20 protein-coding genes and 1 tRNA gene are annotated in these 19,475 nt (G+C 64.2%); 17 read left to right on the forward strand and 4 right to left on the reverse strand.

Translation table 11 applies throughout. From position 1 onward, the window contains the following. Positions 1-23 precede the first annotated feature (23 nt). Entirely contained in the window at positions 24-488 is a 465-nt protein-coding gene (locus Q4543_RS05745; RefSeq protein ID WP_303436821.1) for a peroxiredoxin, read from the reverse strand. 160 nt (positions 489-648) lie between these two features. On the opposite strand from Q4543_RS05745, the gene Q4543_RS05750 reads away from it, so the two are divergent. The 5 genes from Q4543_RS05750 to lpdA all read left to right on the forward strand — a co-directional run bounded on the left by Q4543_RS05750 (position 649) and on the right by lpdA (position 8,560). Then, complete coding sequence (locus tag Q4543_RS05750; RefSeq protein WP_303436823.1) at positions 649-3,837, forward strand: AsmA-like C-terminal region-containing protein; 3,189 nt, start codon at positions 649-651, stop codon at positions 3,835-3,837. Between the two features lie 9 nt (positions 3,838-3,846). Next, entirely contained in the window at positions 3,847-4,896 is a 1,050-nt protein-coding gene (gene queA / locus Q4543_RS05755; RefSeq protein ID WP_303436824.1) for a tRNA preQ1(34) S-adenosylmethionine ribosyltransferase-isomerase QueA, read from the forward strand. Positions 4,897-5,007: 111 nt separating this feature from the next. Then, positions 5,008-6,276 carry an MFS transporter gene (locus Q4543_RS05760; protein ID WP_303436825.1) on the forward strand — a complete coding sequence of 423 codons (1,269 nt, stop codon included), beginning with the start codon at positions 5,008-5,010 and terminating at the stop codon, positions 6,274-6,276. Between the two features lie 137 nt (positions 6,277-6,413). Then, the gene (locus Q4543_RS05765; RefSeq protein ID WP_303436826.1) at positions 6,414-6,995 is read left to right on the forward strand and encodes a DUF924 family protein; all 582 of its coding nucleotides are present in this window, start codon (positions 6,414-6,416) and stop codon (positions 6,993-6,995) included. A 170-nt stretch (positions 6,996-7,165) separates the two neighbouring features. Continuing rightward, on the forward strand, positions 7,166-8,560 hold the full coding sequence (gene lpdA / locus Q4543_RS05770) for a dihydrolipoyl dehydrogenase (RefSeq protein WP_303436827.1): 1,395 nt from the start codon (positions 7,166-7,168) through the stop codon (positions 8,558-8,560). 168 nt (positions 8,561-8,728) lie between these two features. Here the strand turns inward: lpdA and Q4543_RS05775 are convergent, their stop codons facing one another. The 3 genes from Q4543_RS05775 to Q4543_RS05785 are packed head-to-tail and all read right to left on the reverse strand — an operon-like array spanning position 8,729 to position 10,197. Beyond that, positions 8,729-9,307, reverse strand: coding sequence for an HD family hydrolase (locus Q4543_RS05775; protein ID WP_216004069.1), 579 nt, complete (start codon positions 9,305-9,307; stop codon positions 8,729-8,731). After that, positions 9,304-9,534, reverse strand: coding sequence for a hypothetical protein (locus Q4543_RS05780; RefSeq protein ID WP_303436828.1), 231 nt, complete (start codon positions 9,532-9,534; stop codon positions 9,304-9,306). The genes Q4543_RS05775 and Q4543_RS05780 overlap by 4 nt, the downstream gene beginning before the upstream one ends. Positions 9,535-9,543: 9 nt before the next feature. After that, on the reverse strand, positions 9,544-10,197 hold the full coding sequence (locus Q4543_RS05785; protein WP_216004071.1) for an alpha/beta hydrolase: 654 nt from the start codon (positions 10,195-10,197) through the stop codon (positions 9,544-9,546). 165 nt (positions 10,198-10,362) lie between these two features. Here Q4543_RS05785 and Q4543_RS05790 point away from each other — a divergent pair, with 165 nt between their 5' ends. The 12 genes from Q4543_RS05790 (at position 10,363) to Q4543_RS05845 (ending at position 19,238) form a co-directional block, all read left to right on the forward strand. Further along, positions 10,363-10,824, forward strand: a complete 462-nt coding sequence (locus Q4543_RS05790; RefSeq protein ID WP_216004072.1) for an Rrf2 family transcriptional regulator — start codon at positions 10,363-10,365, stop codon at positions 10,822-10,824. Positions 10,825-10,927: 103 nt separating this feature from the next. Beyond that, a complete protein-coding gene (locus Q4543_RS05795) occupies positions 10,928-11,971 on the forward strand; it encodes a cysteine desulfurase family protein (RefSeq protein WP_303436829.1) in 1,044 nt (347 codons plus the stop codon). 57 nt (positions 11,972-12,028) lie between these two features. After that, on the forward strand, positions 12,029-13,558 hold the full coding sequence (gene sufB, locus Q4543_RS05800) for a Fe-S cluster assembly protein SufB (RefSeq protein ID WP_303436830.1): 1,530 nt from the start codon (positions 12,029-12,031) through the stop codon (positions 13,556-13,558). A 20-nt stretch (positions 13,559-13,578) separates the two neighbouring features. Continuing rightward, positions 13,579-13,773, forward strand: a complete 195-nt coding sequence (locus Q4543_RS05805; protein WP_216004075.1) for a hypothetical protein — start codon at positions 13,579-13,581, stop codon at positions 13,771-13,773. A 43-nt stretch (positions 13,774-13,816) separates the two neighbouring features. Further along, on the forward strand, positions 13,817-14,131 hold the full coding sequence (locus Q4543_RS05810) for a heavy metal-binding domain-containing protein (protein ID WP_303436831.1): 315 nt from the start codon (positions 13,817-13,819) through the stop codon (positions 14,129-14,131). Next, a complete protein-coding gene (locus Q4543_RS05815) occupies positions 14,128-14,730 on the forward strand; it encodes a hypothetical protein (RefSeq protein WP_303436832.1) in 603 nt (200 codons plus the stop codon). Before Q4543_RS05810 ends, Q4543_RS05815 begins: the two co-directional genes overlap by 4 nt. 40 nt (positions 14,731-14,770) lie before the next feature. Further along, complete coding sequence (gene sufC / locus Q4543_RS05820) at positions 14,771-15,526, forward strand: Fe-S cluster assembly ATPase SufC (protein WP_303436833.1); 756 nt, start codon at positions 14,771-14,773, stop codon at positions 15,524-15,526. Next, positions 15,527-16,804: a SufD family Fe-S cluster assembly protein gene (locus Q4543_RS05825; RefSeq protein WP_303436834.1), complete on the forward strand. Its 1,278-nt coding sequence runs from the start codon at positions 15,527-15,529 to the stop codon at positions 16,802-16,804. Continuing rightward, positions 16,801-17,289 (forward strand): YIP1 family protein, encoded by a 489-nt coding sequence (locus tag Q4543_RS05830; protein ID WP_216004079.1) that lies wholly within the window; start codon positions 16,801-16,803, stop codon positions 17,287-17,289. Before Q4543_RS05825 ends, Q4543_RS05830 begins: the two co-directional genes overlap by 4 nt. Further along, entirely contained in the window at positions 17,286-17,867 is a 582-nt protein-coding gene (locus Q4543_RS05835; protein ID WP_303436835.1) for a YIP1 family protein, read from the forward strand. The genes Q4543_RS05830 and Q4543_RS05835 overlap by 4 nt, the downstream gene beginning before the upstream one ends. Beyond that, positions 17,860-19,080, forward strand: coding sequence for a cysteine desulfurase (locus Q4543_RS05840; RefSeq protein WP_303436836.1), 1,221 nt, complete (start codon positions 17,860-17,862; stop codon positions 19,078-19,080). The genes Q4543_RS05835 and Q4543_RS05840 overlap by 8 nt, the downstream gene beginning before the upstream one ends. Before the next feature lie 81 nt (positions 19,081-19,161). After that, positions 19,162-19,238 (forward strand) — tRNA-Arg (locus Q4543_RS05845). The last annotated feature ends 237 nt before the right edge of the window (positions 19,239-19,475 follow it).

The following is a 19,475-nucleotide window of genomic DNA, read 5'->3' on the forward strand; positions in this document are numbered from 1 at the left end:
GAATAGAAGAATGGTTGATCTGCTCAGAGCGCCAGCGCCGCGTCCAGCACCTCGGCCGCGTGGCCCGGCACCTTCACCTTGCGCCATGCCTTGGCGATGCGCCCTTCGCCGTCCACGAGAAAGGTGCTGCGCTCGATCCCCATGAAGGTCTTGCCGTACATCTTCTTCTCGGTCCACACGCCGTAATCTTCGCAGACCTGCGACGCTTCGTCGGACAGCAGCGGCACGGTCAGCGCCTTCTTGGCCATGAATTTGTCATGGCTGGCAAGGCTGTCCTTCGAGATGCCAAAGACCTTGACCCCGGCGGCCTCGAACTCGGCGAGCAGCGCCGAAAAATCCTGGTTCTCAACCGTGCAGCCCGAGGTGTCGTCGCGCGGGTAGAAGAACAACACCACCGGCGCGGGGCGCAGGGCGGACAAGGTGACCTCGTCGCCGCCAGTGACGGGCAGGGTGAAATCGGGGGCCATTTCGGCGTCGGGCTGGGTCATGACGGGCGCTCCGGCTAAGGTGTTTCGCAATCGGTGTGATTGCATGTAGAACGCATCGAAGCGAATGGAAAACGAAACAGGGCACGTGGCAGGCGTATCAGGCAGAATAAAGCGCCAGCGTGGGCGCCGCGAACGCTACGCGCGGCGTGCGAGCTGGGGCTTGGCGGTTGTCGCGATCCTCGCCCTGCTTGGCTATGCGCTTGTGTCGCGGCCACTGTCGGCGCCGGACTGGCTGCGCGCCCGGATCGAAGAACGCATTGCGCAGGCGGTTCCGGGCCTGAGGGTCGATTTCGGCGACCTGCGATTGCGCATCGATGCCGGCGGATCGGCTCGCATCGGCGCCTCTGACGTGGTCTTTCGCTCGGATAGCGCTGGCGAGATCGGCTCGCTTGGCGATCTGGAAATCGGGCTTGATCCATGGCCGCTGCTGCATGGCGACGTTCGGCTTGGGGCCGTGCATCTGTCTGGTGCGCTGCTGACGCTGCGCCGGGGTCTCGATGGGCGCATCGGCTTTGCGCTCGACGATCTGTTCGCGCCCAGCGGGCCATCGCCGGACCTTCCCGCCGCCCTTGCCGCTTTTGATGGCGCGCTTGGCGATGCGCGGCTGGCGCAGTTGCGGCGCATCGACGCCGAGGCGGTGACCCTGCGCTACGAGGACGCCCTGACCGACCGGATCTGGATCGCCGATGGCGGGCGCATCAGCGTCGAGCGCAACGGCGATGATCTGACCCTGACCTCGCTTGTCTCGCTGCTGGGCGACGGTGACGGCGTGGCCACGGTCGCCGCAACGATCGAGCGCCGGATCGGTGAGGCCGGCGCCAGCTTTGGTTTCAACCTGTCCAATCTTCCGGCGCAGGATATCGCCAGCCAGACCCCGGCGCTGGCCTTTCTTGGGGGCTTGCGCGCGCCAATCTCGGGGGCCCTGCGCGGATCGCTGCGGGCGGATTCAACGCTTGGGGCGCTCTCGGCGACCTTGCAGATCGGCAAGGGTGTGCTTCAGCCAAACGGCGCGGCGACGCCGATCCCGTTTGACAGCGCGCGGACCTATCTGTCCTTCGACCCGGCCAACGGGCAGCTGAAATTCGATGAGATTTCGGTACAAAGCGGCGTCGTTCGCGGGCTTGCGGATGGCAGGGCCACGCTCGAGCCGGGCGGCGCCATGACCGGGCAGTTGCGCATCAGCCGGATCGAGGCCGATCCGGGCGATCTGTTCGAAGCCCCGCTGAAGCTGGCCGGTGCGGAAATCGACTGGCGCCTGACGCTCGATCCGTTCCGCTTTGAACTGGGCCGTCTGCGCAGCACCGATCCCGATCTGCCGCTGCGCCTGTCTGGCGCAGTGTCGGCGGAACCCGGCGGCTGGCAGCTTTCGGTCGACGGCACGCTGGATCATCTGCGGCTTGACCAGCTTTTGCAGCTCTGGCCCGACCGGCCCGCGGACAAGCCGCGCGACTGGGTGGCCAAGAACGTCAAGGCCGGGCGGCTCGAACATGGCATCTTTGCGCTGCGCATCGCGCCCGATACGCCGCCGCATCTGTTTATCGATGCGCGGCTCAAAGAGGTCGCGCTGACCTACGCGCGCACTCTGCCCGCTCTGACCGGCGCCGACGCGCAGCTGACCATCGACGGAACGCGGCTCGCAGTGGCGCTGGAACAGGGCATCGCCACCCCGCCCGAAGGCGGCGCGCTGCAAGGCGCGGGTACGCGTTATGTCATCCCGGACATGAAGGCCAAGCCCGCGACCGGCGAGCTGACGCTGCATGCCAGCGGCCCGCTGACTGCGGCGCTGTCCTATATCGACAGCCCCGGCATGGCGTTCATGAGCAAGGCGGGCAAGCCGGTCGATCTGGGGCAGGGGCAGGCCGAGGTCACCGGGTTCATCACCCATCCGCTGGTGCCCAAACCGCCGCGCGAAGACATCACCGTCAATGTTCAGGGCGTGGTGCGCGACTTTGACAGCACCAATGTCATCCCCGGCCGCCGCCTGACATCAGAGCAGCTGGCGATCGATGTCACCGATGAGCGGCTGGTGATCTCGGGCAAGGCGGCGTTTGACGGCGTGCCCTTCGATGGCAACTGGACCCAGCCGCTGGCGCCGGGATCGCCTTCGCGCGTCGACGGGCAGGTGATGTTGTCAGACGCGTCGGCGCGGGCGCTGGGGCTGGCGCTGGCACCCGGCACCATCAGCGGGCAGGGCCCTGCGACGCTGGGCATCGATCTGGTGCGCGGTCAGGCGCCGCGCTATGCGCTTGGCTCGGATCTGGCGGGCATCGGGCTGTCGATTCCGCAGATCGGCTGGCGGCTGGGCGCTGCGCAGACCGGGCGGCTTGAGGTGACGGGAACGCTGGGCCAGCCGGTGACGGTCGAGCGGCTGGCGCTGTCGGGCGCCGGGCTGGATGCGGCGGGCAAGGTGACGCTCAGCCGCGCTGGACAGTTCGAGCGGCTTGATCTGTCGCGCCTGAGGGTCGGCAACTGGCTCAGCAGTTCGGCGCGCATCGATGCGCGCGGGCAGGGCTCCGCCCCGGCAATTGCGCTTAGCGGCGGCACGCTGGACCTGCGCAGCGCCGCCTTTGGCGGAGGTGGCAGCGGCGGTGGCAGCAGCGCGACCGGTCCGGTCAGCGTGACGTTTGATCGGCTTCAGGTCAGCGACGAGATTTTCCTTGATGGGTTCAATGGCAGCTTTCGCCCGGTCAGCGGCGGACTTGCAGGCAGTTTCGAGGCGCGCGTCGGCGGTACCGCCGCCATCAAGGGCGCGCTCGAACCCCGCAACGGCGGCAATGCCATCCGCATCACCAGCCGCGATGCGGGCGATGTGCTCGCCGGGGCGGGGATCTTTCGCAGCGTCAAGGATGGCACTTTCGATCTGACGCTGATCCCGGTCAGCGGCCGGGCCGGAGAATACGATGGCACTCTGCAGATCAACGAGGCCCGGCTTCAGAATGCGCCCGGCATCGCGGGGCTGCTGGATGCGATCTCGGTCGTGGGGTTGATCGACGAGCTGAACGGCGCCGGGCTGTATTTCACCGAGGTTGAGGCGCGGTTTCGCCTGACCCCTCGGCAGGTCATCCTGCAACGATCAAGCGCGGTCGGCCCGTCGATGGGGATCTCGATGGATGGCTATTACGACCTTGCGAACCGGCGCATGGACATGCAGGGAGTGCTTTCGCCGATCTATGTGCTCAACGCGATCGGGCGGCTGTTCGCCCGCAAGGGCGAGGGGCTGATCGGCTTCAATTTCAACCTGCGCGGGGCGGTCGGCTCCCCCGATGTCTCGGTCAACCCGCTGTCGGCCTTCACGCCCGGCATGTTCCGCGACATCTTCCGCCGCCCGCCCCCTGACCTGCGGCAATGAGAGACCCCGATGAACCTGTCCGATTTCGATTTCACCCTGCCCGAAGAGCTGATCGCCACGCGCCCGGCCTCTCCCCGATCCTCAGCGCGGCTGCTGGTGGCGCAGGGCGATGAAATCAGCGACGGCGTGGTGCGCGACCTGCCAGACTGGCTGCGCCCCGGCGATCGGCTGGTGCTGAATGACACCCGTGTCATCCCGGCGCGGCTGTTTGGCTGGCGCGAGCGGGATGGCGCGCAGGGGCGCACCCGCGCCCAGATCGACCTGACGCTGCTGGAACCGCGCGCCGATGGTTGCTGGGCGGCGCTGGTCAAGCCACTGAAAAAGCTGCGCGAGGGCGAGACGGTGGTGTTCTCTGACGCGCTGTCGGCCGAGCTGATCGCGCGCGAAGACGGGCAGGGGCTGTTCCGCTTCAACCTTGCGGGCGAGGATTTTGATGCGGCACTCGAACAGGCGGGCGCGATGCCGCTGCCGCCCTACATCGCCGCCAAGCGCCCCGCCGATGCCCGCGACAAGAGCGATTACCAGACCGTCTGGGCCGAGCGCAGCGGCGCTGTTGCGGCGCCCACGGCCTCGTTGCATTTCGATGCGCCGCTGCTGGAGGCGCTGGCGGCGAAGGGCGTGCAGTTCACCCATGTCACGCTGCATGTGGGCGCGGGCACCTTCCTGCCGGTCAAGGTCGATGACGTGACCACCCACAAGATGCACGGCGAATGGGGCGAGGTGACGCCGCAGGCCGCCGCCGAGATCGCTGCCACCAAGGCAAACGGCGGCCGGGTGATCCCGGTCGGCACCACCGCGCTGCGCCTGATCGAGACCGCCGCCCGCGACACCGGCGCCATCGCGCCATGGACCGGGGTCACCGATATCTTCATCTATCCGGGCTTTGCCTTCCGGGTCACCGACGCGCTGATGACCAATTTCCACCTGCCGAAGTCGACGCTGATGATGCTGGTCTCGGCGTTGATGGGGCAGGAACGGGTGCGGCGGATCTATGCGCATGCCATCGCCGAACGCTATCGGTTCTTTTCCTACGGGGATGCCTCGCTGCTAATGCCGTGATGTCCTGTACAGACCTTCGTCTTCATTTGGCCTTCGGGGTTGTGTGGCAGGCCCTTTGCATGGCACGGGCAGGGAACCAGTGATCGAATCCACAACCCGGCGAGGCGCATCATGTTCGAAGTCCTGAGACACTCCTGGCCGCTGCTTCTGGGCATGTTGCTGCTGATGCTTGGCAATGGCCTTCAGGGCTCTTTGCTGGGTGTGCGCGGCGCTGGCGCCGGGTTTTCCGCCTTTGAAATGTCGGTGGTCATGTCGGCGTATTTTGTCGGCTTCCTTGTGGCCTCGCGGCTGACGCCGGGGATGATCCGCCGGGTCGGGCATGTGCGGGTGTTTGCGGCGCTGGGGTCGTTCATCTCGGCGGTGATGATCCTGTATCCGGCGTTTCCGCATCCGGTCGCATGGACCATCGAGCGCATGGTAATCGGTTTTTGCTATTGCGGCGTGTACGTTACGGCGGAAAGCTGGCTCAACCACTCGTCATCGAATGAACATCGCGGGCAGGCGCTGTCGCTCTACATGATCATGCAGATGCTGGGCATCATCGCCGCGCAAGGGGTGCTGCTGGTTCCGGATCCGTCGGGCTTTTTGCTGTTTGTGATCCCGTCGGTGCTGGTGTCGATCGCCTTCGCGCCGATCCTTTTGACGGTGTCTCCCACCCCGGCCTTTGACACCACGCGCCGCATGACCCTGCGCGAGCTTTACGGCGTCTCTCCGCTGGGGGTCACGGGGATGTTGCTGCTGGGCGGCGTGTTCTCGGCGCAGTTCGGCATGGCGGCGGTGTTTGCCGCCGAAGCGGGGCTGAAGCTGACGCAGATCTCGATGTTCGTCGCTTCGTTCTATGTTGGCGCGCTGTTCACGCAATATCCGCTGGGCTGGCTGTCAGACCGGATGGATCGCCGTCAACTGACGGCGGCAGTGGCGCTGGTGGGCGGGCTTGCCGCCTTGCTGGCAACCTTTGTGCCGGATCAATTCACCATTCTGCTGGTGGCGGCGTTTATCTCGGGGGGCTCCGCCAACCCGCTGTATTCGCTGCTGATTGCCTATACCAACGATTTCCTGCCGCGTGAAAGCATGGCCTCGGCCTCGGCGGGTCTGTTGTTCGTCAACGGCGTGGGCGCCATTGCCGGCCCCATCGCGACCGGCTTTGCCATCCAGAGGTTCGGGCCGGGCGGGTATTTCGGCATCATCGCGATCCTGATGCTGAGCCTGACGCTCTATGCCGCTTGGCGTATGACCCGCCGCGCAGCGCCCAAGGTGTCCGAGACCAGCTCTTATACCGCGGTTCTGCCCTCGGCGACGCCGGTGGCGATGGAAGTGGCGCAAGAGGTGGCGATCACCGCCGCCGAGGCATCGGACGATCAAGGGCCCACGCATAGGTGACATGCCGCGACGCGGCATCACCTTAAACCGGTGGAATGTCGCAATTGACAGAAATCGTGACTTTCGATCTTGGGCGCAGCCCATGTAACCTTTGTGTGATGCACATGAGGGTGGGTCACTATAAGGGAGCGAGATCAATGAAGGGGCCCGAAGAAATTCTGTCGTTCTGGCTTGATGAAGTCGGTGCCAGAAAATGGTACGCGCAGGACGCGGCGCTTGATGACCGCATCCGCGATGAGTTCCAGGAAACCTGGGAGGCCGCCATGGAGGGCCGTTTTGGCCTGTGGCTGACCTATCCCAGTGGCGCGCTGGCCTATATCGTGCTGCTCGACCAGTTCTCGCGGAACATGTTCCGGGGCGAGGCGCGCGCCTTTTCGGCAGACGAGGTGGCGCTGGCCGCCGCCAAACAGGCGATCTGGCGCGGTTGGGATCTCAAGATCGAAGAGCCGGCGCGGCAGTTCTTTTACCTGCCGCTGATGCATTCGGAAAACCTGTGTGATCAGGATCGCTGCATCCGCCTGATGAAAGAGCGCATGCCAGAGAGCGGCGCGTCGAACCTGCTGCATGCGCGGGCCCACCGTGAGGTGATCCGCGACTTTGGCCGCTTTCCCACCCGCAACGTGGCCCTGTCGCGTGCGACCACCGCGTCGGAACGCGATTTTGTCGAACGTGGTGGCTACGGCGAAACCCTGCGCAAGCTGTCCGCCGAAGCGGCCTGACCCCAGCGCTGCAAGGCTGAACAGGCTCGTCCGGGCGTTCCGGGCCGGCCGTTTTATCGGTCTGTTCGCGTTGCGCCGGGCCGGGAAATTGCCTGCGTCCCTTGCTTTGCGTTGAACCGTTTCCGCAAATGGTTTAATACCAAACCAATTTCACACGGCAGGAGAGAGCCATGGCTTCGCAAAGCTTCGACATGATCGTCATTGGTGCCGGACCGGGGGGCTATGTTGCCGCCATCCGCGGCGCGCAGCTCGGGCTTAAGGTGGCCGTTGTCGAGCGCGAGCACATGGGGGGCATCTGCCTCAACTGGGGCTGCATCCCGACCAAGGCGCTGCTGCGCTCGTCCGAGATCTATCATTTCATGCACCGCGCCAAGGAATACGGCCTGTCGGCGGAAAAGATCAGCTTTGATCTCGACGCGGTGGTGAAGCGTTCGCGCGGGGTGGCCAAGCAGCTCAACTCCGGCGTGTCGCACCTGCTCAAGAAGAACAAGGTGACGGCGATCATGGGCGAGGCGACCATCGCCGCCAAGGGCAAGGTCACCGTCAAGACCGACAAGGGCAGCGAAGAGCTGACCGGCAAGGCCATCGTCGTCGCCACCGGCGCGCGCGCCCGCGAGCTGCCCGGCCTTGAGGCCGACGGCGATCTGGTCTGGACCTACAAGCATGCCTTGCAGCCGGGGCGGATGCCCAAGAAGCTGCTGGTCATCGGTTCTGGCGCGATCGGCATCGAATTCGCCAGCTTCTACAACACGCTGGGCGCCGATACGACGGTGGTCGAGGTGATGGATCGCGTGCTGCCGGTGGAAGACGAGGAAATCTCGAAATTCGCCAAGAAGCAGTTCGAAAAGCAGGGCATGAAGATCCGCGAAAAGACCATGGTCAAGAAGCTTGATCGCGGTAACGGCAAGGTGGTCGCCCATATCGAAGCGGGCGGCAAGACCACGACCGAGGAATTCGACACAGTGATCTCGGCGGTCGGCATTGTCGGCAACACCGAGGGGCTGAACCTTGAGGGCGTCGGCGTCAAGGTCGAGCGCACCCATGTGGTGGTCGACAAGCACTGCCGCACCGGGGTCGAAGGTATCTACGCCATCGGTGACATCGCGGGCGCACCGTGGCTGGCGCACAAGGCGAGCCACGAGGGCGTCATGGTGGCTGAACTGATCGCGGGCGGGCATCCCCATGCGGTTGATCCCGACAGCATCGCAGGCTGTACCTATTGTCATCCGCAGGTGGCCAGCGTCGGCCTGAGCGAAGCCAAGGCCAAGGCGGCGGGTTACGAGATCAAGGTCGGGCGCTTCCCGTTCATCGGCAACGGCAAGGCCATCGCGCTTGGCGAGCCCGAGGGCATGGTGAAGACCGTGTTCGATGCCAAGACCGGCGCACTGCTGGGGGCGCACATGGTCGGGGCGGAAGTCACCGAGCTGATTCAGGGCTATGTCGTCGGGCGCCAGCTAGAGACCACCGAAGAAGACCTGATGAACACCGTCTTCCCGCACCCGACCCTGTCGGAAATGATGCATGAATCGGTGCTTGATGCCTGGGGGCGTGCGATCCACTTCTGACACTGTGCGGCGGGGCAGTGCCCCGCCGTCGCAACCGGACCTGCCTGTCATAGGTGGGTCCAGCTCCGCCTTGGCGGTGGGGAACACGCCGCGTCGGTTTGCCGATCTGGCCAATTGGCGCGGGATGACCGGAAACTGGCTTGCAAATGGCGTGGGCCGCGCCGCAGCTTAGCCGCGACCGGTCAGGAACCCGTGCACCCTCGGGCGCAGCCAATCCCAGAGCGCGGGCGCGCCGCGGCGGATTTTCGGCGCAAGGCGGGCCTCGAAGGTCGGGAAATCGACGTTGTAATCTGTCCAGCTGCCGCCGCCCGATGCAAGATTGAGGTTGGGCGGCTGGAACCGGTCCAGCGATTTGGCAAAGACCGCATCCGGCGTCTCGTTCTGCTCGAACTCCTGCCAGAGCGCCAGCAGCTCCGCGCCCTGATCGGGCGGCAACAGCCCGAAGAGCCGCGTTGCTGCGGCCTGTTCGGCGCGCGCCATCGCGGTTTCATCGACCTCGCCGAAGATCGGCGCATCTCCGGCATCGATCTCGACCAGATCATGGATCAGAAGCATCCGGATCACGCGGGCAAGGTCAATGCCCTCGGGCGCGTGTTCGCCCAGCACCAGCGCGAACAGCGCAAGATGCCAGCTGTGCTCGGCTGAATTCTCGAACCGCCCGTCATGGTTGCGGGTGGCGCGGATGATGGCCTTGAGCTTGTCGGCCTCCATCAGGAAGGCCATCTGCGCGTCGAGGCGGGCGCTCACGCCCCGGCCTCTTTTTCCAGCGCGTCGAGCTTTTCCATGATGAAGGCGCGCGCGCGCCGTTCGGCAAGGCGCACCCGGACCGAGGTCAGGAACGCCTCTTCGAGCGTGGTCGAGGAGGCGCCGAGGATCGACGCCACCTCCATGAAGAACCGATCATCGCCGGTTGCGTCCATCACCTTGAACGTGTCTTCGGCAAGCGCATTGGCAAGATCACTGGTCAGCGACATCGGCGCGCCCTAGCGGCTGGTCTCGGTCAGGCGACGTTTGACGTAGCCGTTCACTGTCGAGATCATCGTGTCCATGTGCGGCTCTTCGAAGAAATGGCCGGAGCCTTCGATCTGCTCATGGGTGATGGTGATGCCCTTCTGTTCCTTGAGCTTGTTCACCAGCGCTGTGGTATCGGCGGGCGGCGCCACCTTGTCGGCAGTGCCGTTGATGATCAGACCCGAAGACGGGCAGGGCGCGAGGAACGAGAAATCATACATGTTGGCGGGCGGAGACACCGAAACGAATCCGGTGATCTCAGGGCGGCGCATCAGCAGCTGCATGCCGATCCATGCGCCGAAGGAGAAGCCCGCGACCCAGCAATGTTTCGAGTTGTTGTTCATCGACTGAAGGTAGTCGAGCGCCGAGGCGGCATCGCTCAGCTCGCCGATGCCCTGATCGTACTCGCCCTGACTGCGGCCAACGCCGCGAAAGTTGAAGCGCAGCACCGTGAAGCCCATCTTGTGAAAGGCATAGTGCAGGTTATAAACAACCTTGTTGTTCATCGTGCCGCCGAACTGCGGGTGCGGATGAAGGATGATCGCGATCGGGGCGTCGCTTTCCTTTTGCGGGTGATAGCGGCCTTCGAGGCGGCCTTCGGGTCCGGGAAATATGACCTCGGGCATCGGTGCGATCTGCTCCTGCTGCAATCCGGCAATTCTTGACGAAACTGCTCGGGTATCTTAGAACTATTCCAGATCCGGAGTCTTTCCGGTCGGGTTGATGCTGCAGATAGGCAATCAGTCCGGGAAGGTCAATTGTTGGCGCGGATTGCGCAGGGGAGATGTGGCATGAAACTCAGCACCAAGGGGCGGTATGCGATGGTCGCGCTGACCGATATCGCGCTTCAGCCCGACGGCGATCTGGTGACGCTGGGCGACATTTCGAAACGGCAGGACGTGTCGCTGCCCTATCTCGAGCAGCTTTTCGTCAAGCTGCGGCGCGCCGGGCTGGTGGCCTCGGTGCGCGGGCCGGGGGGCGGGTATCGCCTTGCGCGGCCTGCGTCCGAGATTCGGGTGGTGGATATTCTTGCTGCCGTGGATGAGACGGTGGATGCGATGCACAAGGGCGCGGGCGCGTCGGGCGGAGCGTCTGGCAGCCGGGCGCAATCGCTGTCGAACCGGCTTTGGCAGAGCCTGTCGGCGCATGTCTATGTGTTTTTGCACCAGACGCGGCTGTCGGATCTGGTCGATAATTCGCTGGCGCCCTGTCCGGCGGTGCCGACGCTGTTTTCGGTGGTGGATGAGGCCTGAGGAGGGCGCCGCTTGCGGGGGAGCAGGGGGCCAGCCCCCTCGGCCTTGCGGCCTCACCCCCGGAGTTTATCGGGCAAGATGAAGATGAAGATAAGGATCCCACGTGCAACGCTGTTATCTTGACTGGAATGCCACGGCACCGCTGCGCCCCGAGGCGCGGGCGGCGATGATCGAGGCGCTTGGCGTTGTCGGCAACCCATCCTCGGTGCATGCCGAGGGGCGCGCCGCAAAGGCCTTGGTCGAGCGGGCGCGCGGGGCGGTCGCATCGGCGCTGGGGGCGGATGGAGCGGATGTGATTTTCGTCTCGGGGGCCACCGAGGCGGCGGCGCTGGCATGCGCCGGGCGTGATCTGCTGGCGGCGCCGGTAGAGCATGACGCGGTGCTGGCCTGGGTTGACCCGGGGCTTGAGGTTGATGCGCTCGGGCAGGTTGCGGTGTCGGATGCGGCGCGGACGGCCTTGCAACTGGCCAATTCCGAGACCGGCATCCTTCAGGATCTGCCGCAGGGGCTTGCGGTGGTCGATGCGACGCAGGGGTTCGGCAAGATGCCCTTTGCGTTCAACTGGGCGGGATGTACGGCGGCGCTGATCTCGGCCCACAAGCTGGGTGGGCCGAAGGGAATCGGTGCGCTTGTGGTGCGGCGCGGCACTGACGTTGCGGCACAATTGAAGGGCGGCGGGCAGGAGATGGGCCGCCGCGCGGGGACGGAAAACCTTGTCGGCATTGCCGGATTTGCCGCTGCTGCGGAGGCGGCGCAGCGCGATCTTGAGGCCGGTGTCTGGTCAGGGGTGGAAAAACTTAGAAACATTCTAGAGAATGTGATTGCGGACGGCGCAAATGATACTATTTTTGTCGGGAAAGATACGCCGCGCCTGCCCAACACGGCCTGTTTCGCCTGTCCCGGATGGAAGGGCGAAACGCAGGTGATGCAGATGGATCTTGCCGGTTTCGCGATCAGCGCGGGATCGGCCTGTTCCAGCGGCAAGCTTCGGCCCAGCGGGGTGTTGCTGGCCATGGGGTATGATGCCGAGACGGCGCGCAGTGCGATCCGGGTCAGCCTCGGGCCGCATGTGACGGAAGCGGATGTGATGCGCTTTGCCGATTGCTGGCTGCGCAGCCGCGCGAAATTTGGCGCAAGACGCGCCTGAGGGCCAAGTGCCCGGATGAGATGAACGCGCCTTCGGGTGCAGCACAGGAGAGATGACATGGCAGCCTTTGACGACGTGACTGTCAAGGATGGCGTCGAGCAGGAGACCGTGGATGCGGTCGAGGCCGTTTCCACCTATAAATACGGTTGGGAGACCGACATCGAGATGGAGTATGCCCCCAAGGGGCTGTCCGCCGATATCGTACGCCTGATTTCGGAAAAGAACGACGAACCCGAATGGATGACGGAATGGCGTCTTGCCGCCTATGAGCGCTGGCTGACCAAGGAAGAGCCCACTTGGGCGATGGTCGATTACCCCAAGATCGACTTTCAGGATCAGTATTACTACGCCCGCCCCAAGAGCATGGCGAGCAAGCCGCAATCGCTGGACGAGGTCGATCCCAAGCTGCTGGCGACCTATGAAAAGCTGGGCATTCCGCTGAAGGAGCAGATGATCCTTGCCGGTGTCGAAGGGGCCGAAGACGCTGCCCCGGCCGTTGGTCAGGAACGCCGCGTCGCGGTGGATGCGGTGTTCGATTCCGTCTCTGTTGGCACCACCTTCAAGAAAGAGCTCGAGAAGGCCGGGGTGATCTTTTGTTCGATCTCCGAGGCGATCCGCGAGCATCCCGAGCTGGTGAAGAAATACCTCGGTTCGGTGGTTCCGGTATCGGACAACTACTATGCGACGCTGAATTCCGCCGTGTTTTCGGATGGCTCGTTCGTCTATGTGCCGCCCGGCGTGCGCTGCCCGATGGAGCTGTCGACCTATTTCCGCATCAACGCGGAAAACACCGGCCAGTTCGAACGCACGCTGATCATCGCCGACAAGGGCAGCTATGTGAGCTACCTTGAAGGCTGCACCGCGCCCAAGCGCGACGTCGCCCAGCTGCACGCCGCCGTGGTCGAGATCATCATCGAGGAAGACGCCGAGGTGAAATACTCCACGGTGCAGAACTGGTTCCCCGGCGACGAGGACGGCAAGGGCGGCATCTACAACTTTGTCACCAAGCGCGCCGATTGCCGTGGTGATCGGGCCAAGGTGATGTGGACGCAGGTGGAAACCGGCTCTGCGGTGACGTGGAAATACCCGTCCTGCATCCTGCGCGGCAATGAATCGCAGGGCGAGTTCTATTCCATCGCCATCACCAACAACCACCAGCAGGCCGACACCGGCACCAAGATGATCCATCTTGGCAAGGACACCCGCTCGCGCATCGTGTCGAAAGGCATCAGCGCTGGGGTGGCGCAGAACACCTATCGCGGGCTTGTCTCGATGCACCCCAAGGCGAAGAACTCGCGCAATTACACCCAGTGCGACAGCCTGCTGATTGGCGACAAATGCGGGGCGCATACGGTGCCCTACATCGAGGTCAAGAACAACAGCAGCCGCGTCGAGCATGAGGCAACCACGTCGAAGGTCGACGATGAGCAGCTGTTCTATTGCCGCCAGCGCGGCATGGATGAAGAAGAAGCGGTTGCTCTGGTGGTGAACGGGTTCTGCAAGGAGGTGCTTCAGGCGCTGCCGATGGAATTCGCCATGGAAGCACAAGCGCTCGTGGCGATTTCGTTGGAAGGGTCGGTGGGCTAAGCGCCCGCCGGGACACCCTGATGATCCAGCAATTGGCCATGCAATCGCTCGGCGCCGGGATCGGCGTGTTTCTGGGCGTGCTCATCGGGCTTGGCATCCGCAAGCGCAAGGGAAACACCGAGGGCCTGCTTGGCGGCTCGGTGATCCTGACCGCAAGCGCGGCTGCCGGGCTTGCCATGATCGTCATGATGGCGATGAAACACTTCACCGCTTGAGGGGCGCGCCATGGCGAACCCCTGGAGCAGATCGGAGCAAGGCATGATCGTGACCACCACCAACACCATCGAAGGCCATGCCATCACCGCCTACAAGGGCGTTGTCGTGGGCGAGGCGATCATGGGTGCCAATATCGTGCGGGATCTGTTTGCGCAGGTGACCGACATCGTCGGTGGTCGCTCGGGCGCCTATGAGCGCAAGCTTCAGGATGCCCGCGACGTGGCGTTCAAAGAGCTTGAACAGCGCGCCGTCAACCTTGGGGCCAACGCGATTGTCGGCGTCGATCTCGATTACGAAGTGGTCGGGAATTCGATGCTGATGGTTTCGGTGTCGGGCACGGCGGTGGTGATCGCGTGAGCCTTACCACGCCCATAACCCGGCCAGAGCTGACGATGCCCGAGGCAGAGGCGGCGCTCCTGCGCGCCGAATATACCCGCGCAGGGGTGGTGCTGGAATACGGTTCGGGCGGGTCCACGGTGCTGGCGGCAGAGCAGTCGGGCAAGGCGGTGATCTCGGTTGAATCCGACCGGGGCTGGGCGCAGATGATGCGCAACTGGTTTGCGCAGACGCCACCTGCAACGGGCGCGCAGGTCGATATCATCTGGGCCGACATCGGCGAGACCCGCGAGTGGGGCCACCCGACCAGCGACAGCGACTGGCGACGCTGGCCGCGCTATCCGCTCGAGGTCTGGGGCCTGCCGGAATTCCGCCAGCCGGACGTGGTGCTGGTGGATGGGCGCTTTCGGGTCGGCTGCGCGCTGGCGACGGCGTTCCTGAGCGAGGCGCCTCTCGTGCTGCTGTTCGACGATTACGCCGGGCGCCAACATTATCACAAGGTCGAGCAGTTCCTCGGCCAGCCGCAATTGACCGGGCGCATGGCCCGGTTCGACATCACCCCGCAGCCCATCCCGCCGGGAAAGCTGCTGCGGATCATCGAATGGACGATGCGGCCCTAGTTGCGCCGCGACCGAAAACATGCCTGCAAAGGAGCAAAAGATGCTTGAGATCAAGAACCTGCACGTGAAACTTGAAGAAGAGGATAAGCAGATCCTCAAGGGCGTGAACCTGACCGTCGAGCCGGGCAAGGTGCATGCGATCATGGGGCCGAACGGGTCGGGCAAATCCACCCTGTCCTATGTGCTGTCCGGCAAGGATGGCTATGAGGTGACCGAGGGCTCCGCGACGCTGGGCGATGTCGACCTGCTCGATATCGAGCCCGAAGAGCGCGCCGCTGCCGGCCTGTTCCTTGCCTTCCAGTACCCGGTCGAAATTCCCGGCGTTGGCAACATGACCTTTCTGCGCACCGCGGTGAACAGCCAGCGCAAGGCGCGCGGCGAAGAGGAAATGTCGTCGACCGAATTCCTCAAGGTGGTGCGTGAAAAGGCGAAAAGCCTGAAGATCGATGCCGACATGCTCAAGCGCCCGGTCAATGTCGGCTTTTCCGGCGGCGAGAAGAAGCGCAACGAGATCCTTCAGATGGCGATGCTCGAGCCGAAGATGTGCATCCTCGACGAGACCGACTCCGGCCTCGATGTCGATGCGATGAAGCTGGTCGCCGATGGTGTCAACGCGCTGCGCGACGAAGGCCGCGGCTTCCTTGTCATCACCCACTACCAGCGCCTGCTCGATCACATCAAGCCGGACGTGGTGCACATCATGGCCAATGGCCGCATCATCAAGACCGGCGGGCCGGAGCTGGCGCTTGAAGTCGAGCACAACGGCTATGCCGACCTGATGGCAGAGGAGGCGTAAATGTCCCTTCCCCAACTCAAACTTGACGCGACCGAGGCGCGGATTGCCGCGCTCGATCTGCCGACCGATGGCTGGGCAGCGCCGGCGCGCGCCGATGCGCTGGCGCGGCTGCGCGTCATGGGCCTGCCCGGTGCCCGCGATGAATACTGGAAATACACCCGCCCCGAGATGCTGACCGCCGTCGAGGCGCCCGTCGCCGAGGTGTTCGCCGCCGAAGAAACGCCGGTGTTCGGCACCGTCGACCGGCTCAAGATCGTTTTCACCGATGGGGTGTTCGACGCCGAGGCCTCGGATGATCTGTCGCTTGAGGGGGTCGAGATCGCCCGGCTTGCCGACAGCGCCGATATCCATTGGGCCAAGGATCTGTATGGCGCGCTGGAAACTGCGGGCCAGACCCCGGTGATGCGCCCGCTCGCGGCGCTCAACACCGCGTTTGCCAGCGATGGCGTGCTGCTGCGGGTGACCGGTAAGGTCAGCAAACCGATCGCGCTGATCTACAACCATGCCTCGGAAACCTCGGATGCGATCCTGCATCACGTGGTCAAGGTCGAGCAGGGCGGCGATGTCACCCTGCTGGAAAGCGGCCCGGCGGCGGCGCGGTTCAACAATGTGCTTGAGGTCGAGGTGGCCGATGGCGCGGGCTTTCATCATGTGCGTGCGCAAGGGCGCGATCACCAGCGCCGCGCGGCCACGCATATCTTTGCGCGGCTTGGCACCGAAAGCGCGTTCAAGACCTTCACCCTGACGGCGAACGGTGTGCTGACCCGCAACGAGGTTGTGGTCGAGCTGACCGGAGATGATGCGCTGTGCCATGTCGCCGGGGCCTGCATGGGCGACGGCGAGTTCCACCACGACGACACGGTGTTCATCACCCATGACGCGGTGAACTGTGAATCCCGGCAGGTGTTCAAGAAGGTGCTGCGCAACGGCGCGCAGGGCGTGTTTCAGGGCAAGATTCTGGTCAAGCCCGGCGCGCAAAAGACCGACGGTTACCAGATCAGCCAGTCGCTGCTGCTGGACGGCGACAGCCAGTTCCTTGCCAAGCCCGAGCTGGAAATCTACGCCGACGACGTGGCCTGCTCGCACGGGTCGACCTCGGGCGCGATCGATGAGGACGGCCTGTTCTATCTGCGTGCCCGTGGCCTGCCGCGTGGCATCGCCGAAGACCTGCTGACCATCGCCTTCATCGCCGAAGCGGTGATGGAGATCGAATCGCAAGAGCTGCAGGACGAGATCAACGCGCGCGTCGAGGCATGGCTGGAGCGTCGACGCGGATGACGCTCTCGCGCGAGATCGTGGCCACGTGGCGTGGCCCCGGAGCCGTGGTCTCGCGCCTTTACGCCGAAGGCCAGCGCGAGGATCGTGCGCTGATGCTGCTGATGGCGGCTTGCGCGCTGTTCTTCATCTCGCAGATGCCGCAACTGGCACGGCAGGCCCATCTGGATGGCGCAGACCTGAACCCGCGACTTGGCGGCGCGCTGATGGCATGGGTGGTAATCGCACCGCTGCTGTTCTACGCGCTGGCTTTTGTCGCGCATCTTCTGGCAAAGCTGCTGGGCGGGCAGGGCACGGCCTATGGCGCGCGGCTGGCTTTGTTCTGGGCACTGCTGGCCTCTGCGCCGCTGCTGCTGCTCAACGGGCTGGTGGCTGGGCTCATCGGGCCGGGGCTGGAGCTGACATTGGTGGGCGTGGCGTGGACCATCGCCTTCCTGTGGTTCTGGATCGCGGGCATGGTTGCGGTCAACCGGAGGGGCGCGACATGATGACATTCCTTGGACAGCTGGCGCTGAAGACGCTGACGGCACCGCGCGATGTTGCCGCGCTGCTGCTGTCGCTCAATTTTTCGCGCGATGCGGTCTATACCACCCTCGGTCTTGCGGTGGTGCTCAACGCCTTTGTGGCGGGGCTGGTGTTGCTGGCGACGGGAACGCAGGCGCTGCCATTGGCGCTGGGGCCGGGGCTGCTTGCGGGGGTCTTTGCGCTGCTGCTGGCGGCGCTGATTGGCGCGATCACGGTGATCGGCCGTGCCATGGGCGGGCGGGCAACCGCCATGAACGTTGCGCTGCTGATCGCCTGGGTCCAGATCCTGCGCGCCGGGCTGCAATTTGCGGTGCTGGTGCTGGGGTTCGTGTCGGGCGGAATGGGCGCGGTTCTGGCAATCGCCGGCGTTATCGTCGGCGCCTGGGTGCTTGTGCATTTCATCGACGTGGCGCATGACTTCGGCGATCCTTGGAAGGCGGCGATGGTGCTGATCTTTTCCTTTGTCCTGACGGCGCTGGCGCTTGTGGCCGTGCTGGCGGGCTTCGACATTACCCCACAAATGGTGGCAAACGATGTATGACGTGCATGAGATCCGCAAGGACTTCCCGATCCTGTCGCGCGAGGTGAACGGCAAGCCGCTGGTTTACCTCGACAATGGCGCATCGGCGCAAAAACCGCAGGTGGTGATCGATGCGGTGACCCGCGGCTATGCTGAGGAATACGCCAACGTCCATCGCGGCCTGCATTACCTGTCCAACCTCGCCACCGAGAAATACGAGGGCACGCGCGGCATCATCGCCCGCTTCCTTGGCGCAAAGAACGAAGACGAGATCGTCTTTACCTCGGGCACCACGATGGGCATCAACCTCGTGGCCTATAGCTGGGCGATGCCGCTGCTTCAGGCGGGAGACGAGATCCTGCTGTCGGTGATGGAACATCACGCCAATATCGTGCCGTGGCACCTCTTGCGCGAGCGGTTGGGGGTGGTGCTGAAATGGGTCGATGTGGATGCCGACGGCGGGCTCAATCCGCAAGCGGTGATCGATGCCATCGGGCCAAAGACCAAACTGGTCGCCACCACCCAGCTGTCGAACGTGCTGGGCACGGTGGTCGACGTCAAGAGCATCTGCGCCGCCGCCCGCGACCGCGGCGTTCCGGTGCTGGTCGACGGATCGCAAGGCGCGGTTCACATGCCGGTCGATGTCGAGGATATCGGCTGCGATTTCTACGCCATCACCGGGCACAAGCTGTACGGCCCATCTGGTTCGGGCGCGATCTACATCAAATCGGCGCGCATGGCCGAGATGCAGCCCTTTCTGGGCGGCGGTGACATGATCCGCGAAGTTCACAAGGACGTGGTGACCTATGCCGATCCGCCAATGAAATTCGAGGCAGGCACCCCCGGCATCGTCCAGCAGATCGGACTTGGCGTGGCGCTGGATTACCTGATGAATCTTGGCATGGACAAGGTGGCGGCGCATGAACACCAGATCGCAACTTATGCGCGCGCGCGGCTCGATGGGCTGAACTGGCTGACAGTGCAGGGCACGACGCCGGACAAAGCCGCGATTTTCTCGTTCACGCTCGACGGGGCCGCGCATGCCCATGATATCTCGACGATTCTTGATAAAAAGGGCGTTGCGGTACGGGCCGGCCATCATTGCGCCGGGCCGCTGATGGATCACCTTGGCGTAGCGGCGACCTGCCGGGCGTCCTTCGCGCTGTACAACACCGAGGCCGAGGTCGATGCGCTGGTCGATGCGCTTGAACTGGCGCATGAGCTTTTCGCCTGATCACCGCGACGGGGAAATGCGCCCTGGGCGGATTTTCCCGATTGCAGCCCCTCACGCTTTGCCCTATCAGAGCCATCGCAGGCACCCGTAGCTCAGCTGGATAGAGCGCTGCCCTCCGAAGGCAGAGGCCATAGGTTCGAATCCTATCGGGTGCACCAAATTCCTCATGCAAACCCTTTTGTGTCCGAGTGTTAAAGAACGCTTGGAGGCCTATGTGGCACACAAATTGAGACACATTGTTCAGCGTGGCTGTTCCTACTACTATAATCGCAGGGTGCCCGAACGGGTGGCTGATGCCTTCGGGGCTAAGGTTGTTCGGGTAGTGTCCCAACGCTTGGTGTAGGAGGCCGCGCGCGGAGCCCCCGGCGTAGCGCAGCGCGCGGCCGGGTGTGACG

Source organism: Salipiger sp. 1_MG-2023 (assembly GCF_030547555.1).
Classification (GTDB): Bacteria; Pseudomonadota; Alphaproteobacteria; order Rhodobacterales; family Rhodobacteraceae; genus Salipiger.

What these genes read in the sequence shown, in the direction of transcription:
- Q4543_RS05810 (WP_303436831.1), top strand. Translation starts at nt 13,817, where the DNA reads ATGATCGTGACCACCACCAACACCATCGAAGGCCATGCCATCACCGCC.
- Q4543_RS05780 (WP_303436828.1), bottom strand. Translation starts at nt 9,534, where the DNA reads ATGTCGCTGACCAGTGATCTTGCCAATGCGCTTGCCGAAGACACGTTC.
- queA (WP_303436824.1), top strand. Translation starts at nt 3,847, where the DNA reads ATGAACCTGTCCGATTTCGATTTCACCCTGCCCGAAGAGCTGATCGCC.
- Q4543_RS05785 (WP_216004071.1), bottom strand. Translation starts at nt 10,197, where the DNA reads ATGCCCGAGGTCATATTTCCCGGACCCGAAGGCCGCCTCGAAGGCCGC.
- Q4543_RS05745 (WP_303436821.1), bottom strand. Translation starts at nt 488, where the DNA reads ATGACCCAGCCCGACGCCGAAATGGCCCCCGATTTCACCCTGCCCGTC.
- Q4543_RS05825 (WP_303436834.1), top strand. Translation starts at nt 15,527, where the DNA reads ATGTCCCTTCCCCAACTCAAACTTGACGCGACCGAGGCGCGGATTGCC.
- Q4543_RS05790 (WP_216004072.1), top strand. Translation starts at nt 10,363, where the DNA reads ATGAAACTCAGCACCAAGGGGCGGTATGCGATGGTCGCGCTGACCGAT.
- sufB (WP_303436830.1), top strand. Translation starts at nt 12,029, where the DNA reads ATGGCAGCCTTTGACGACGTGACTGTCAAGGATGGCGTCGAGCAGGAG.
- Q4543_RS05830 (WP_216004079.1), top strand. Translation starts at nt 16,801, where the DNA reads ATGACGCTCTCGCGCGAGATCGTGGCCACGTGGCGTGGCCCCGGAGCC.
- Q4543_RS05760 (WP_303436825.1), top strand. Translation starts at nt 5,008, where the DNA reads ATGTTCGAAGTCCTGAGACACTCCTGGCCGCTGCTTCTGGGCATGTTG.
- Q4543_RS05840 (WP_303436836.1), top strand. Translation starts at nt 17,860, where the DNA reads ATGTATGACGTGCATGAGATCCGCAAGGACTTCCCGATCCTGTCGCGC.
- Q4543_RS05805 (WP_216004075.1), top strand. Translation starts at nt 13,579, where the DNA reads ATGATCCAGCAATTGGCCATGCAATCGCTCGGCGCCGGGATCGGCGTG.
- lpdA (WP_303436827.1), top strand. Translation starts at nt 7,166, where the DNA reads ATGGCTTCGCAAAGCTTCGACATGATCGTCATTGGTGCCGGACCGGGG.
- Q4543_RS05835 (WP_303436835.1), top strand. Translation starts at nt 17,286, where the DNA reads ATGATGACATTCCTTGGACAGCTGGCGCTGAAGACGCTGACGGCACCG.
- Q4543_RS05765 (WP_303436826.1), top strand. Translation starts at nt 6,414, where the DNA reads ATGAAGGGGCCCGAAGAAATTCTGTCGTTCTGGCTTGATGAAGTCGGT.
- sufC (WP_303436833.1), top strand. Translation starts at nt 14,771, where the DNA reads ATGCTTGAGATCAAGAACCTGCACGTGAAACTTGAAGAAGAGGATAAG.